13 protein-coding genes and 1 pseudogene are annotated in these 14859 nt (G+C 63.5%); 12 read left to right on the top strand and 2 right to left on the bottom strand.

Annotated elements, in window-relative coordinates:
• Nucleotides 1–81 precede the first annotated feature (81 nt).
• Nucleotides 82–501, top strand: a complete 420-nt coding sequence (locus SO140_RS31200) for a DUF4118 domain-containing protein (protein WP_449378723.1) — start codon at nt 82–84, stop codon at nt 499–501.
• 305 nt (nt 502–806) lie between these two features.
• Here the strand turns inward: SO140_RS31200 and SO140_RS31195 are convergent, their stop codons facing one another.
• Complete coding sequence (locus tag SO140_RS31195) at nt 807–1778, bottom strand: LysR family transcriptional regulator (RefSeq protein ID WP_449378722.1); 972 nt, start codon at nt 1776–1778, stop codon at nt 807–809.
• 118 nt (nt 1779–1896) lie between these two features.
• Between SO140_RS31195 and SO140_RS31190 the strand changes: the two genes are divergently transcribed.
• The 10 genes and pseudogenes from SO140_RS31190 to SO140_RS31145 all read left to right on the top strand — a co-directional run bounded on the left by SO140_RS31190 (nt 1897) and on the right by SO140_RS31145 (nt 12251).
• The gene (locus SO140_RS31190; protein WP_449378721.1) at nt 1897–2931 is read left to right on the top strand and encodes a class 1 fructose-bisphosphatase; all 1035 of its coding nucleotides are present in this window, start codon (nt 1897–1899) and stop codon (nt 2929–2931) included.
• Between the two features lie 12 nt (nt 2932–2943).
• Nucleotides 2944–3819, top strand: a complete 876-nt coding sequence (locus SO140_RS31185) for a phosphoribulokinase (protein WP_449378720.1) — start codon at nt 2944–2946, stop codon at nt 3817–3819.
• 31 nt (nt 3820–3850) lie between these two features.
• Nucleotides 3851–5881, top strand: a complete 2031-nt coding sequence (gene tkt / locus SO140_RS31180; RefSeq protein ID WP_449378719.1) for a transketolase — start codon at nt 3851–3853, stop codon at nt 5879–5881.
• Nucleotides 5878–6885: a type I glyceraldehyde-3-phosphate dehydrogenase gene (gap, locus tag SO140_RS31175; protein ID WP_449378718.1), complete on the top strand. Its 1008-nt coding sequence runs from the start codon at nt 5878–5880 to the stop codon at nt 6883–6885. The genes tkt and gap overlap by 4 nt, the downstream gene beginning before the upstream one ends.
• Nucleotides 6886–6917: 32 nt before the next feature.
• Entirely contained in the window at nt 6918–8003 is a 1086-nt protein-coding gene (gene fba, locus SO140_RS31170; protein ID WP_449378717.1) for a class II fructose-bisphosphate aldolase, read from the top strand.
• Between the two features lie 36 nt (nt 8004–8039).
• The gene (locus tag SO140_RS31165) at nt 8040–9500 is read left to right on the top strand and encodes a form I ribulose bisphosphate carboxylase large subunit (protein WP_449378716.1); all 1461 of its coding nucleotides are present in this window, start codon (nt 8040–8042) and stop codon (nt 9498–9500) included.
• A gap of 11 nt (nt 9501–9511) precedes the next feature.
• Complete coding sequence (locus SO140_RS31160) at nt 9512–9919, top strand: ribulose bisphosphate carboxylase small subunit (RefSeq protein ID WP_449378715.1); 408 nt, start codon at nt 9512–9514, stop codon at nt 9917–9919.
• Nucleotides 9920–10019: 100 nt separating this feature from the next.
• A pseudogene (locus SO140_RS31155) lies at nt 10020–10837 on the top strand (CbbX protein).
• Nucleotides 10834–11571: a ribulose-phosphate 3-epimerase gene (gene rpe / locus SO140_RS31150; protein ID WP_449378713.1), complete on the top strand. Its 738-nt coding sequence runs from the start codon at nt 10834–10836 to the stop codon at nt 11569–11571. The pseudogene SO140_RS31155 and the gene rpe overlap by 4 nt, the downstream one beginning before the upstream one ends.
• Nucleotides 11572–12038: 467 nt before the next feature.
• Entirely contained in the window at nt 12039–12251 is a 213-nt protein-coding gene (locus SO140_RS31145) for a hypothetical protein (protein ID WP_449378712.1), read from the top strand.
• 15 nt (nt 12252–12266) lie between these two features.
• Here the strand turns inward: SO140_RS31145 and SO140_RS31140 are convergent, their stop codons facing one another.
• Nucleotides 12267–13103: a universal stress protein gene (locus SO140_RS31140; RefSeq protein WP_449378711.1), complete on the bottom strand. Its 837-nt coding sequence runs from the start codon at nt 13101–13103 to the stop codon at nt 12267–12269.
• 203 nt (nt 13104–13306) lie between these two features.
• Here SO140_RS31140 and SO140_RS31135 point away from each other — a divergent pair, with 203 nt between their 5' ends.
• A complete protein-coding gene (locus SO140_RS31135; protein ID WP_449378710.1) occupies nt 13307–14854 on the top strand; it encodes a Do family serine endopeptidase in 1548 nt (515 codons plus the stop codon).
• Nucleotides 14855–14859 lie beyond the last annotated feature (5 nt).

Below are 14859 nucleotides of genomic sequence, written 5' to 3'. Positions count from 1 at the left end.
GCACATCTATCGCGGCCCTGAACGGGTGTGCTAGTTTGGTTGGAACCTCAGCCGTGTTCGCGGCGCAAAAGGGGATTTCCAATGAGCCGCCCGGGAGCGTTCTCTGGACCGAAAATACGGCCGTGGTCCTGGCAGGCCTTTGCGTTTGCCTTCATCGTGCTGGCGGCCTCGGCTAGTCTCCAGGGCGTCTGCGTTCTCCTTGGAGCCCAGCTCTACTTCGCCGCGTTCCTGCCGGCCGTGTTCATCGTGGGGATCGTTGCAGGAGCGCCTGCGGCGGTATTCGCCATCCTGCTCGCCGTTCCGCTGGTCTGGTGGGCGTTCATGCCGCCCTTCTTCGAGTTCAGCACGCTGACCCGCGCCGACGCGCATGACATCAATCTGTTCTTCCTGTTCAGCGTGCTGTTGATCGGCTTTGCCGATCTCTGTCGTCAGACCATGACGATCATCAATGGCGGCGGCCTGAAGGGCACGGAGAAGACTGTCGCCCGTAATTCGCAGTGAGGCCGGCGAAAGTTCCGGTACCATCTCACGCCATGCGGTTCCAATCATCGCGATGTTTCATTGCTTCGGTGAAGGCGTGCTAGCACTCTGCTGAACGAATCGCGGGCTGGGACTGTAATGACGACCTTCAATAGGATATTCACCACCGAGCGCTTGCTCCAGATCATCTGCGTCCTGGCAGCGGCGCTGATCATGAAGCTGATAAGCTGACGTTCGACCGGGGCATCGATGCGGCTACTGCGGGGGCCAGCGAGGGTACCGGCCGGCCGGAGAGCTTGCTTCCCGCGGAATAAACGCGGCCTCAGTCAGCGTCCGCGCAATTCCGGCACGTCCGGCAGGTAGTTCGAACCCTCCGAGCCCAGAAAATCGAACATCGCCTGCGCCGGTGGCAGCAGCACCTTGTCGCTGCGGCGGATCACGTACCATTGCCGGACGATTGGCAGGCCCGCGACGTCGAGGATGATGAGACGGCCCTCGGCGAGTTCGTGCGCGACCGTGTGCGCGGAGATGAACGCGATGCCGAGGCCTGCGATCACCGCCTGCTTGATGGTCTCGTTACTGCTCATCTCCATGCCGATGATCGGCTCGAGATCGGACTTCTGAAACATGCCTTCCATCAGCGTCCGCGTGCCGGATCCGGGCTCGCGGGTGAGGAAAGTCTCGTGCACGAGGTCGGTCAGGTTGAGGCCGGAATCCTTCTCCAGCCAATGTCCCTTGCGCGCGACGATGATGTGCGGGTTGCGCCCGAGCTGACGCACGTCGACCGTGACATCGGCCGGTGGCCGGCCCATCACCGCGAAATCGAGATCGTAGCCGTGCATGGCCTCGCGGATGTCCTCGCGATTGCCAATAGTGAGCTTGATCTCGATCTTCGGATAGCGCTGCGAGAACGCCGCAATCGCGTGCGGCACGAAGTATTTTGCGGTCGAGACCGCGCCGAGATGAACCGTGCCGCCGGTTCGCCCGGCCAGAAGATCGAGCGCGCCCTGACAATCCGCGATCGCAGCTTCGACGCGATCGGCGAGCGCAAGCACCTCCTTGCCCGCTTCCGTCAACAACATGCCGTCGCCGGTTCGCTGCACCAGCGGCAGCCCCGCCAGATCCTGCAATTGCCGAAGTTGCTGGGTGACTGCCGGCTGCGTCAGCCCGAGGTGCGTCGAGGCCGCCGTCACGCTGCCCTTTGCCGACAGCGCGGCGAGTGACCGAAGCTGCCGGATCGTCAGATGCCGGAGCTGGGTCGCTGGATGGCCATTATAAGAAAATTCTTTGATGGTCATTATGAATAGAAATTTTCCTTATTGCGTCAGCTCTGTCAATTTCTTCGTGCTGGGACCAGCCGCTCCACTCCCGATCCGGGAACAAGGATAGCGGCGGCCGCGAGGGGATGGACGCAACATGACCGGGCAACTCAGGCTGGACGACTATCTTCAACGGTATTCTGAAACCGCCCCTGAGGCGCTGGCCGTGGCAGGTGCGGTGGATGCCATCGCCGCCGCTGCGATCGATATCGCCGACCTCACCGGCACCGGACAGCTGTCAGATGCCTCGGGTCTGACCACCGGCTGCAACAGCGATGGCGATCTGCAGCGCGACCTCGATCTGCGGGCGGATGCTGTCCTGCGCCGCTGCCTCGGCCAAGCGCAGATCGCGGCGCTTGCCTCGGAGGAGATGCGCGAGCCTCAGATCGTCGACCGCGCGGCAAAAATCTGCGTAGCGATCGATCCGCTCGACGGCTCCTCCAATATCGACATCAACATGACGGTCGGCACGATCTTCTCGATCCTGCCGGCCCCTGATGATCTTGGCCTCGCCTTCCACCAGCGCGGCTCGGCGCAGCTTGCGGCGGGCTTCGTCACCTACGGTCCGCAGACCTCGCTGGTCCTGACGCTTGGCGATGGCGTTGACGTCTTCACGCTGGATCGCGCGCGCTGTTTCCGCCTGGCGCGGCGCGGCGTGCAGATCCCCGAGACGGCCGACGAGTTCGCGATCAACGCCTCGAACCGCCGGCACTGGGATGCGCCGGTGCGCTCCTTCGTCGACGAATGCCTTGCCGGCGTCGACGGTCCGGCAAACCGCAATTTCAACATGCGCTGGGTCGCCTCGCTCGTCGCGGAAGCCTATCGCATCCTGACTCGCGGCGGTGTGTTCCTCTATCCCTCCGACGCGCGCCCCGGTTACGGCGACGGCCGCCTGCGCCTGACCTACGAGGCGCATCCGATGGCCTTCATCATGGAGCAGGCGGGTGGTGCGGCTTCGACCGGGCGCGAGCGCATCCTCGATCTCGCTGCGCACAATCTGCACCAGCGCGCGCCGCTGATCATGGGCTCGCACCACGAGGTGCGGCGGGTCGAGGAGCTGCATTGCGATCCGCTGCTGGTCGCGAGCGTCTCCGCGCCGCTGTTCGCGCGGCGCGGCTTCTTCCGGCTGTGAGGAGGATAGCGTATGTCCAGGAAGCATCCGATCATCTCGATCACCGGCTCGTCCGGCGCCGGCACGACCTCGGTCAAGAAGACCTTTGAGCAGATCTTCTTTCGCGAGCGCGTCAATGCTGTCTACATCGAGGGTGATGCGTTTCACCGCTACGACCGCGCGGAGATGCGCACGCAGATGGCGAAGGAGGCCGAGCGCGGCAACAAGCATTTCAGCCATTTCAGTCCCGAGACCAACCTGTTCGAGGAGCTTGAGCGGGCGTTCCGCGACTATGGCGAGACCGGCACCGCGGTGACGCGCCACTACATCCACGACACCGAAGAGTCTGCACTGTATGGCGCGCCTCCCGGCACCTTCACCGAATGGGAGCAGCTGCCGGAGAATTCCGACCTCTTGTTCTACGAAGGCCTGCATGGCGCCGTGGTCACCGACAAGGTGAACGTCGCGCGCTATGCCGATCTGAAGATCGGTGTCGTGCCCGTCATCAATCTCGAATGGATCCAGAAGCTGCACCGCGACCGCAGCGCGCGGGGCTATTCGACCGAGGCCGTCACCGATACCATTCTGCGGCGGATGCCAGACTACATCCACTACATCTGCCCGCAATTCACCGAGACCGACATCAATTTCCAGCGGGTGCCGACGGTCGACACGTCCAATCCATTCATCGCGCGCTGGATCCCGACGCCGGATGAATCGATGGTCGTGATCCGCTTCAAGAACCCGCGCGGCATCGACTTTCCCTATCTGCTCTCGATGCTGCCGCACAGCTTCATGTCGCGTGCAAATTCGATCGTCTGTCCGGGCGCCAAGCTCGATCTCGCGATGCAGCTCATCCTGACACCTTTGATCATGCAGCTGATCGAGCGCAAGCGAAGCATGAAGTGATGCACAGCAACGACAACAACGGGAGGGTCCGATGAACATCTCGGTTCATGCCGAAGCCGACCTCAGCGCGGTCAGCCATGCTGACCTCGCCAACGCCGTCCGCTTCGTCGCGGTCGATGCCATCGAGCAATCGCAGTCCGGCCATCCCGGCCTGCCCATGGGCATGGCCGACGTCGCGACCGTGCTGTTCTCGCGCTTCCTCAAGTTCGACGCGGCGCATCCCAACTGGCCGGATCGCGACCGCTTCGTGCTCTCCGCGGGCCATGGCTCGATGCTGCTCTACGCGCTGCTGTATCTTACCGGCGGCGCCGTCAGCCTCGACGACATCAAGGCTTTCCGGCAATGGGGCTCGAAGACGCCGGGTCATCCGGAATATGGCCACACGCCAGGCGTCGAGACCACAACGGGTCCGCTCGGGCAGGGGATCGCTACCGCGGTCGGCATGGCGCTCGCCGAGCGCATGGCCAACGCGCAGCATGGCGATGGCCTCGTCGATCACTTCACCTACGTGATCGCCGGCGACGGTTGCCTGATGGAAGGCATCAGCCAGGAGGCGATCTCGCTCGCCGGCCATCTCCAGCTCGGCCGCCTGATCGTCCTGTTCGACGACAACGGCATCTCCATCGACGGGCCGACCTCGCTTGCGACCTCGGACGACCAGCTAGCACGCTTCGCTGCGTCCGGCTGGTCGGTGCGCCGCGTCGACGGGCACGATCCGGAGGCGGTCGCGCAGGCGATCGCGGAAGAGCGCCAAACCGCAGGGCCGTCACTGATCGCCTGCCGGACCATCATCGGCTACGGCGCGCCGGATCGTCAGGGAACCGAGAAAGCGCATGGCGCGCCGCTCGGCACCGAGCAGACGGCGGCAGCGCGAAGGACTCTCGGCTGGGACTATCAGCCCTTCGTGGTACCGATCCCGATCCTCAAGGCGTGGCGCATGATCGGGCAGCGCGGGCAGGTCGACCGTCTCGCTTGGCTCGATCGCTATGAGTGCGCGAGCCCTGCGCAGCGCGAGCTGTTCATCGAGGGCAAGGTTCTGGCCCTGCCGAATGCCTATGCCCAGGCGTCGGCGAAATTGCGCGAGCGCTTTGCCACCGAGCGTCCGAAGCTTGCGACGCGGCAGGCTTCGCAACAGGTGCTCGACGGCATCGCCTCGTCGATCCCGGGCCTCGTCGGCGGCTCGGCCGATCTGACCCATTCGAACCTGACGCATGCGAAGACGCAGGCTCCCGTCACGCGCGGCAGGTTCGCGGGCGACTATATCCACTACGGCATTCGCGAACACGGCATGGCGGCCGCGATGAACGGCATTGCGCTGCATGGCGGCTTCATCCCCTATGGCGGGACGTTCCTCGCATTCTCCGACTACAGCCGGCCGGCGATCCGGCTTGCAGCCCTGATGCAGCTGCGTGTCATCCACGTGATGACCCACGACTCCATCGGACTTGGTGAGGACGGGCCCACGCACCAGCCGGTCGAGCATCTCGCGGCGCTGCGCGTGATCCCGAATCTCCTGGTGTTCCGTCCCGCTGATGCCGTTGAGACGCTGGAAGCCTGGGACTGCGCGCTGGAAGCGACGACGCGTCCCTCCGTGCTGTGTCTGTCGCGTCAGGCTTTGCCGACCTTCCGCAGCGATGCGCGCGGCACAAATCGCGTTGCACGCGGCGCCTATCTCGTCGTCACGCCTGACGGCGGCCGCGATGTGACGCTGATTGCAACCGGCTCGGAGGTTTCGATTGCGATCGAGGCCGCGCGCCTGCTCGCGACCGAGCACATCCGCGCGGCTGTTGTCTCCGCGCCCTGCTTCGCGCTGTTTTGGGAGCAGCGAGAGGAGTACCGCGCTGCCGTGCTGGGCACTGCGCCGCGCGTCGGCATCGAAGCCGCGGTCCTCGGCGATTGGCCGCGCTGGATCGGCGCGGACGGCGAGTTCGTCGGCATGCGCGGCTTCGGCGCTTCTGCGCCGGCGCCTGTTCTCTACCGCGAATTCAACATCACACCACCGAGCGTTGCGGAAGCGGCCAGGCGCTCGGTCGCCCGCGCGAGGGAAGGAAAAGCAGCATGAGCTTGCGTGTCGGCATCAACGGATTTGGACGGATCGGCCGCAACGTGCTGCGCGCGATCGCAGAGTCCCGCCGCAACGATATCGAGGTGGTGTCGATCAACGATCTCGGACCGGTCGAAACCAATGCACATTTGCTCCGATATGACTCTGTCCACGGCCGCTTCCCGGGCGAAGTCAGGGTCGACGGCGACACCATCGACATAGGTCGAGGTCCAATCAAGGTGACCGCGATCAAGGACCCTTCGCAGCTTCCGCATCGCGCGCTCGGCATCGATATTGCGCTCGAATGCACGGGCCTCTTCACCTCCCGCGACAAGGCGGCTGCGCATCTTCAGGCCGGTGCAAAGCGCGCGCTGGTCTCGGCGCCCGCGAGCGAGGTCGATCTCACCGTCGTGTTCGGCGTCAACCATCTTAAGTTGACGGGCGATCACGTCGTAGTCTCCAACGCCTCGTGCTCGACCAACTGCCTCGCGCCGCTTGCCCAGGTGTTGAATGAGACCGTCGGCATCGAGAAGGGTTTCATGACCACGATCCACTCCTACACCGGAGATCAGCCGACCCTCGATACTCTTCACACGGACCCTTACCGCGCCCGCGCCGCGGCGCTGTCGATGATCCCGACATCGACTGGCGCGGCCAAGGCGGTCGGGCTGGTCCTGCCGGAGCTCAAGGGCAAGCTCGACGGCGTGGCGATCCGCGTGCCGACACCAAACGTCTCGGCGGTGGATTTCAAGTTCGTGGCCAGGCGCGCAACGAGCGCGAAGGAGATCAATGACGCCGTGCAGGCCGCCGCGAATGGCCGGCTCAAGGGCGTTCTGGGCTTTACCGGCGCGCCCAACGTCTCGACCGATTTCAACCACGACCCGCGCTCCAGCATCGTCCATCTCGACCAGACCAAGGTCATGGACGGCAATCTGGTGCGGGTGATGAGCTGGTACGACAACGAATGGGGTTTTTCCAATCGCATGGCCGACACCGCGGTAGCGATGGGCCGGCTGATCTGAACCGAAAGACGAGAAACGAACGGAGACGTCCCTTGGCTCGCATTACCCTTCGGCAACTGCTGGATGACGCAGCTCACCACGGCTATGCCGTTCCGGCGTTCAACATCAACAACATGGAGCAGGGCATCGCGATCATGCAGGCGGCGGCCGAGGTCGATGCGCCCGTGATCATGCAGGCCTCGCGCGGCGCGCGCAGCTATGCCGGCGATCTCATGCTCTCGCACATGATCGATGCGCTGGAGCGGACCTATCCGGACATCCCACTCTGCCTGCATCAGGACCACGGCAATGACGAGGCGACCTGCGCCAGTGCAATCGCCCATGGCTTCACCTCCGTCATGATGGACGGATCGCTGAAGGCCGACGCCAAGACGGCGGCTGACTACGACTACAACGTTGCAATCACCCGCCGCGTCGCCGACCTCGCGCACTGGGTCGGCGCCTCCGTCGAAGGCGAACTCGGTGTGCTCGGCTCACTCGAACATGGTGCAGGCGAGCAAGAGGATGGCCACGGTGTCGAGGGCAAGGTTAGCCACGATCAGTTGCTGACCGATCCCGATCAGGCCGTCGATTTCGTCCGTGCCACCGGGGTCGATGCGCTGGCGATCGCGATGGGCACCTCGCACGGCGCCTACAAGTTCAGCCGCAAGCCGGATGGCGACATTCTGGCGATGCGGGTGGTCGAGGATATCAATCGTCGGCTGCCGAACACGCATCTCGTCATGCATGGGTCTTCATCGGTGCCGCAACCACTCCAGGACATGTTCAACGCGTTCGGCGGCGAGATGCCCCAGACCTGGGGCGTGCCGGTGGAGGAGATCGTCCGCGGCATCAAGAGCGGCGTGCGCAAGGTCAACATTGACACCGACTGCCGTCTGGCGATGACAGCCGTGTTCCGCAAGGTTGCATCGCAGGCGCGCTCGGAGTTCGATCCGCGCAAATTCCTCAAGCCTGCGATGGACGCGATGCGCGATCTCTGCCGTGAACGCTTCGAGCAGTTCGGCACCGCGGGCCACGCCAGCAAGATCAAGGTCATTTCCATGAGCGAGATGGCGCGGCGATACCGCGCCGGCGAATTGGACCCGCGCATCGACGCCCGCGAACCCGTCGCGGCCTAATCAATCAGAAAGAGCAGAGAAGAGCAGGAGAGAGACATGAACGCACATGCAGGCACGGTCCGCGGCAAAGAGCGCTATCGCTCCGGCGTCATGGAATACAAGCGCATGGGTTATTGGGAGCCCGACTACACGCCGAAGGATACCGACGTCATCGCGCTATTCCGCGTGACGCCGCAGGAGGGTGTCGATCCAATCGAGGCCTCGGCGGCGGTCGCCGGTGAATCCTCGACCGCGACCTGGACGGTGGTGTGGACTGATCGTCTGACCGCGGCGGAGAAATATCGCGCCAAGTGCTACCGCGTCGATCCGGTGCCGGGCACGCCGGGCTCGTATTTTGCCTATATAGCCTACGACCTCGACCTGTTTGAACCGGGCTCGATCGCGAACCTCTCGGCTTCGATCATCGGCAACGTTTTCGGCTTCAAGCCACTGAAGGCGTTGCGACTCGAGGACATGCGCTTCCCGGTCGCCTATGTGAAGACGTTCCAGGGGCCAGCCACCGGTATCGTGGTCGAACGTGAGCGGCTCGACAAGTTCGGCCGGCCGCTGCTAGGGGCAACGGTGAAGCCGAAGCTGGGCCTCTCCGGGCGCAACTACGGCCGTGTCGTCTACGAAGCACTTAAAGGTGGGCTCGACTTCACCAAGGACGACGAGAACATCAACTCGCAGCCTTTCATGCATTGGCGCGACCGCTTCCTCTATTGCATGGAGGCCGTCAACCGCGCACAGGCCGCCTCGGGCGAGGTGAAGGGCACGTATCTCAACGTCACCGCTGCGACGATGGAGGATATGTATGAGCGCGCCGAGTTCGCCAAGGAGCTCGGCTCGGTCATTGTCATGATCGACCTCGTCATCGGCTACACCGCGATCCAGTCCATGGCGAAATGGGCGCGCCGCAACGACATGATCCTGCATCTGCATCGTGCGGGTCACTCGACCTATACGCGGCAGAAGAGCCACGGTGTGTCGTTCCGCGTCATCGCCAAATGGATGCGGCTTGCCGGCGTCGACCACATCCATGCCGGCACCGTGGTCGGCAAGCTCGAAGGTGACCCGAACACCACGCGCGGCTATTACGACGTCTGCCGCGAGGACTTCAACCCATTGAAGCTCGAGCATGGCCTGTTCTTCGACCAGTCCTGGGCGAGCCTCAACAAGATGATGCCGGTTGCCTCCGGCGGCATCCATGCCGGCCAGATGCACCAGTTGCTGGACCTTTTGGGCGAGGACGTCGTGCTGCAATTCGGCGGCGGCACGATTGGTCATCCCATGGGGATTGCTGCAGGCGCGACAGCCAACCGCGTGGCGCTGGAAGCGATGATATTCGCCCGCAACGAGGGCCGCGACTACGTCCACGAGGGGCCGGAGATCCTGGCTAAGGCAGCGCAGACCTGCACGCCGCTAAAGGCTGCGCTCGAGGTCTGGAAGGACGTGACCTTCAACTACCAATCCACCGACACGCCGGACTTCGTGCCCACGGCGCTGGAATCCGTTTGAGGAGACATGCGATGAAGTTGACGCAAGGGTGTTTTTCCTTCCTGCCTGATCTCACCGATGATCAGATCTACAAGCAGGTGCAGTACTGCCTCGCCAACGGCTGGGCCGTGAACATCGAGTTCACCGATGATCCGCATCCCCGCAACACCTATTGGGAGATGTGGGGTCTGCCGATGTTCGATCTCGCGGACGCCGCCGGCGTGATGATGGAGCTCGCCGAATGCCGCAGAGTTTATGGCGACCGCTATATCCGCATCAGCGGCTTCGATTCCAGCCATGGCTGGGAGTCGGTGCGGATCTCCTTCCTCGTCAACCGGCCTGCAAAGGAAGCCGAATTCGAGCTGGTGCGGCAGGAGGTTGCTGGACGCGCGATCCGCTACACCACCGTTCGCAAGCCGGTTGAGCACGCTTCGACTTAGAGAGCATTCATTTCCGCGCGGAGCTCTCCCTGCTCCGCTTCCTTGGCGGACAACTGCTTCGCCGTTCGTTCGCGGCGAAGCCCTTTTTTTCGAGATGCCCATGCTTGATCTGCCCGATGTGAAAGCCACCGAGACGAGCGAGGGCATTTTCGATCTCCGCAAGGAGGCCGAAGCGGCAGGAATCACCGAGACGCTGCGCGAGCTCGATCAGGAGCTGATCGGACTAAAGCCGGTGAAAAGCCGGGTGCGCCAGATCGCTTCGCTCCTCCTCATCGAGCGGATACGCCAACGCGCCGGCCTCGTCGCGGCGCCACCGACGCTGCACATGTCCTTCACGGGCAATCCGGGCACCGGCAAGACCACCGTCGCGCTGCGCATGGCAAGATGTGTATAAGAGACAGGTTTATCGACGAAGCCTACTACCTGCATCGTCCCGACAACGAGCGAGACTACGGCCAGGAGGCGATCGAGATCCTGCTCCAGGTGATGGAGAACCAGCGCGAGGACCTCGTGGTCATTCTCGCCGGCTATGGCGAGCGGATGACGAATTTCTTTGCCTCCAATCCCGGCTTCCGCTCGCGCATCGCCCACCACATCGAATTTCCCGACTATTCGGAGCCGGAATTGCTCTTTATTGCGGACTTGATGTTACAGGAGCGGGGATATCGCTTCTCTACTGCCGCGCGCGAGGCTTTCGAAAGGTACATCGCGCTGCGCCGTACGCAGCCGTTCTTCTCGAATGCGCGTTCGATCCGCAACGCGGTCGATCGCATCCGCCTGCGGCAGGCCGATCGGTTGGTTACCGATCTCGATCGCATGCTTGGGATCGCGGATCTCGAGACCATCGATTCCTCGGACGTGCTGGCGAGCCGCGTATTCAGCGGCGGCGGGGCCGGTGAGCGGAGCGCAAAGCCATGATACCCGAGATTGTCATCGCCCCCTCGATCCTTGCCGCGAACTTTGCGAGTCTCGGTGAAGAGATCGCCGCGATCGATGCGGCCGGAGCCGACTGGATTCATTGCGACGTGATGGATGGGCATTTCGTGCCCAACATCAGCTTTGGTGTCGACGTGATCAAGGCGATCAGGCCGTTCACGACCAAGACGTTCGACGTTCATCTCATGATCGCGCCGGCCGATCCCTATCTCGAAGCCTTTGCCAGGGCAGGTGCCGACATCATCACGGTCCATGCCGAAGCCGGTCCGCATCTCGATCGCTCCTTGCAGGCGATCCGCGCGCTTGGCAAGAAGGCCGGCGTGAGCCTGTGCCCGGCAACGCCGGAAGCCGCGATCGAATACATACTCGATCGCGTCGACCTCATTCTTGTGATGACGGTCAATCCGGGCTTCGGCGGGCAATCGTTCCTGGGATCTCAGATCGAGAAGATCCAGCGTATCCGCGCGATGATCGGCGATCGGCCGATCCGGCTTCAGGTCGATGGCGGCGTCACGCGCGACAACGCGGCCGTCGTTGCGGCTGCCGGCGCGGATGCGCTGGTGGCGGGATCGGCGGTGTTCCGCGGCGACGGCAGTACCAACTACGCGGACAACATCGCCGCGATCCGACTGGCTGCGGAGGCCGGCCGGGTTCCGAAGCTGCAATATGGTTCGTCTTCGCTGGCGCGAAAGGGCAAGAGCGAGCTGATTCGATAATCGCGGGGCAAGCGACGCCTTCGGGGCGATGTAGGGTACGAAGTCGGGCATCCACTTGGTCGAACGGTATTCCGATCCGATCGGCTCAATCTCCGCTGCACCAAATAAGAGAGCCGCCGGTTCCAGTTCCGCGCGGCTCGGGAAGTCGCGAGCTGCATGCTGATCTGTCGCAAGCCCCTGTGTACCGCCGTTACCTTGTTTGCGGCCATACGAGAAAATTTGTACCGAAAATTGCTGCATTTGGTTGTGACTTGCCCCACAGATGCCGCAACTTTGTGGCACCAACAGAATTGAGGGCTCGGCGAAACTTTCCCAAAGTTTGACCCAGGGCAATGCCAGCGGGTCGACGTTCGCGTTAACTCTTTCAGAGTAAAGAGTGGTCCACGCAACAAATGTTTCGCACGAGTGCAATGGGTGTGACGCAAACCGGCGAAATAAGCCGGGCGTAGCCAAGGTGGGAGATTCTCATGGAGAACGTGCGTCGGTACCGTGCTCTGGCGTCCTTGTGCCGTCAGCAGGCGGCATATCGACCCCTGCAGAGCTGGGATCTTCTCGGTCAAGCCGAGCATTTCGAACATCTCGCCGAAGCCGAGCTGAAGGCTCACTTCGATGCGTGCAATACAAAGGGCTCTGACGACGCAGCAGCCCCGGCAGATTGGCAGCATACCGCCGCCGCGTGAGGCGCAAAGCTGGCGCTAATGCGACATCAGCGTCGGGACCGTCATGGTTTGCAGCATCGCGCGCGTGACGCCGCCCAGCACGCGCTCCTGCAAGCGCGAATGGCCATAGCCGCCCATCACGAGGAGATCGAGGCTCTCGTCGGCCGCGAGTGACAGGATGGTCGGCTGAATGTCGGCGCGGGTCGCCGACAGGCCGACGATCCGTGCTTCCAGCCCGAGCCGTGCCAGATGCCTTGCGAGCTGATCGGCCGGAGCCGCGCCGGGCCCTGACGTCGATTCGTTCACCGTCATGATGACGATCTCCCCGGCCCGCGACAGGAACGGCATCGCGTCGCGCAGGGCGCGCGCCGCGACGCGGCTGCCATCCCAGGCGATGCCGATACGCCGTGTCTTGAAGGGGGCGCGGAAGATATGCGGCAGGAACAGCACCGGCCCACCCGCCTGGAACAGGATTTCCTGCGGCAGGTCGCTGTCGAAGGATCCATAATCTGCATCGGGCTGCAGCACGACGCTGAGGTCATGGAGACGCGCCATCGCGCCCACCATGTCGATCGCATCCGCCGGGATCGCTCCGATTGGGTGGCAGTGATGGGAAATGCCGGCACGCTCGGCTTCCGTCTCGAACACCGTGAGCGCCGTTTCAGCGCGCTCCATCGCTCGTTCGCGCTCCATCTCGAACACGGCGGCCACCGCCGCTCCGCCTTCCATCACATAGGCCGTGCTGGTTGCGACATAGCCGACCGACACCGCATCGAGGTGGGCGTTGAAGCCGGCTGCGAGCGACACCGCGCCGTCGATGACCGGGCGCATTGGTCGTTCGGTCGGAATGTGGACGAGAATGTCTTTGATCATGGCGACGCCTCCGGCGGAGATCATTTCCACGCCGTAATTTTTCACCGATCCTTCGATGCGCGTTGACCTGCATCAAGCCGGCCAGCCGCGGCGGCGCGTCGCAGCTTCTTTGCCAAGAATTAATCGCGTGGACGGGACGTCGTAATGTTGCGTCGTCAATGTTGGGAGCAAGGCGACTGCTCATACAACATGGACATTTCGACATGAACGATCACATCAATTCCGATTCCGCCAAGCCGCGTGCGATCCTGAAACCCCGGCGCCTCGCGCTGCTCGGCACCGTGGCCGCGCTCGGCGTTGCCGTGCTTGCCGGTGCTTCGAACTCGCCGTTCAACGGCGCGTCCTTCACCTCGCCGGCGCTGGCTGCCGAGTCGGCGCAGACTCCACCCAGCTTTGCCGATCTGGTAGCCAAGGTGAAGCCCGCCGTCATTTCGGTGCGCGTCAAGATCGACCAGACCGACGACAAGAATGCGATGCTGCAGCAGAACCGGATGGATTCGGATGAGGATTCACCGTTCGATCAGTTCCCGAAGGAGTTCGGCTTCCGCCTGCCGAAGGGCATGCAGCAGATGCCCAATGGCATGCCGCAGCGCCACCGCGTGATCACCGGCGAGGGCTCGGGCTTCTTCATCTCGGCCGACGGCTACGCGGTGACCAACAATCACGTCGTCGACCACGCCCAGTCCGTGCAGGTGACGGCGGACGACGGTACGATCTACACGGCGAAGGTTGTCGGCACCGATCCGAAGACCGACCTCGCGCTGATCAAGGTCGACGGCAAGAAGGACTTTCCGTTCGTGAAATTCTCCGAGCAGCGCCCGCGGATCGGCGACTGGGTGGTTGCCGTCGGGAACCCGTTCGGCCTCGGCGGCACGGTGACGGCGGGCATCGTCTCGGCCAATGGCCGCGACATCGGCGCGGGTCCCTATGACGATTACATCCAGATCGACGCGCCCATCAACAAGGGCAATTCCGGCGGTCCGGCCTTCGACATGAACGGCAACGTGATCGGCGTGAACACTGCGATCTTCTCGCCGTCTGGCGGCTCGGTCGGCATCGGCTTCGACATTCCGGCCAATACCGCGAAGCTCGTCGTCGCCCAGCTCAAGGACAACGGCTCGGTCACGCGCGGCTGGCTCGGCGTCCAGGTGCAGCCGGTGACGGCTGATATTGCCGACAGCCTCGGGCTGAAGGAAGCCCGCGGCGCGATCGTCGATACCCCGCAGGACAACAGCCCGGCGTCCAAAGCCGGCATCGAGGCCGGTGACGTCATCGTTGCCGTCAACGGCACGGCGATCAAGGACTCCCGCGATCTTGCCCGTACCATCGGCACGATGGCGCCGGGCAGCTCGGTAAAGCTCGACGTCTGGCACAAGGGTGAGAGCAAGACCGTGAGCGTGAACCTCGGCGAGCTTCCGAACGAGCGTCAGGCCAAGGCGAATAGCAAGGCGGACGAAGGTCAGCCGACCGCAGGCACGCCGCGTCTCGGCCTCAGCCTCGCTCCGGCCGGGGACGTACAGGGCGCGGGCCAAAAGGGTGTCGTCGTCACCTCGGTTGATCCGGAAGGCCCAGCGGCGAGCCGCGGCATCCAAACCGGCGACGTCATCCTCAATGTCGGCGGCAAGGCTGTCGCCAGCATCGACGACGTCCGCGCTGAGCTGAAGCAGGCGAAATCCGCTGGCAAGCGCAGCGTGCTGTTGCAGGTGAAGAGCGCGGAGGCGACGAAATTCGTCGCGGTGCCACTCGCCTGAGCAAA

The sequence above is a fragment of the Bradyrhizobium sp. UFLA05-108 genome, from assembly GCF_059803455.1.
This window is presented reverse-complemented; position numbering and strand designations above follow the sequence as displayed.

Coding starts and splice junctions, on each gene's coding strand:
- gap (WP_449378718.1), top strand. CDS start 5,878: ATGAGCTTGCGTGTCGGCATCAACGGATTTGGACGGATCGGCCGCAAC.
- SO140_RS31160 (WP_449378715.1), top strand. CDS start 9,512: ATGAAGTTGACGCAAGGGTGTTTTTCCTTCCTGCCTGATCTCACCGAT.
- SO140_RS31195 (WP_449378722.1), bottom strand. CDS start 1,778: ATGACCATCAAAGAATTTTCTTATAATGGCCATCCAGCGACCCAGCTC.
- tkt (WP_449378719.1), top strand. CDS start 3,851: ATGAACATCTCGGTTCATGCCGAAGCCGACCTCAGCGCGGTCAGCCAT.
- SO140_RS31190 (WP_449378721.1), top strand. CDS start 1,897: ATGACCGGGCAACTCAGGCTGGACGACTATCTTCAACGGTATTCTGAA.
- SO140_RS31200 (WP_449378723.1), top strand. CDS start 82: ATGAGCCGCCCGGGAGCGTTCTCTGGACCGAAAATACGGCCGTGGTCC.
- SO140_RS31185 (WP_449378720.1), top strand. CDS start 2,944: ATGTCCAGGAAGCATCCGATCATCTCGATCACCGGCTCGTCCGGCGCC.
- SO140_RS31135 (WP_449378710.1), top strand. CDS start 13,307: ATGAACGATCACATCAATTCCGATTCCGCCAAGCCGCGTGCGATCCTG.
- SO140_RS31145 (WP_449378712.1), top strand. CDS start 12,039: ATGGAGAACGTGCGTCGGTACCGTGCTCTGGCGTCCTTGTGCCGTCAG.
- rpe (WP_449378713.1), top strand. CDS start 10,834: ATGATACCCGAGATTGTCATCGCCCCCTCGATCCTTGCCGCGAACTTT.
- SO140_RS31140 (WP_449378711.1), bottom strand. CDS start 13,103: ATGATCAAAGACATTCTCGTCCACATTCCGACCGAACGACCAATGCGC.
- SO140_RS31165 (WP_449378716.1), top strand. CDS start 8,040: ATGAACGCACATGCAGGCACGGTCCGCGGCAAAGAGCGCTATCGCTCC.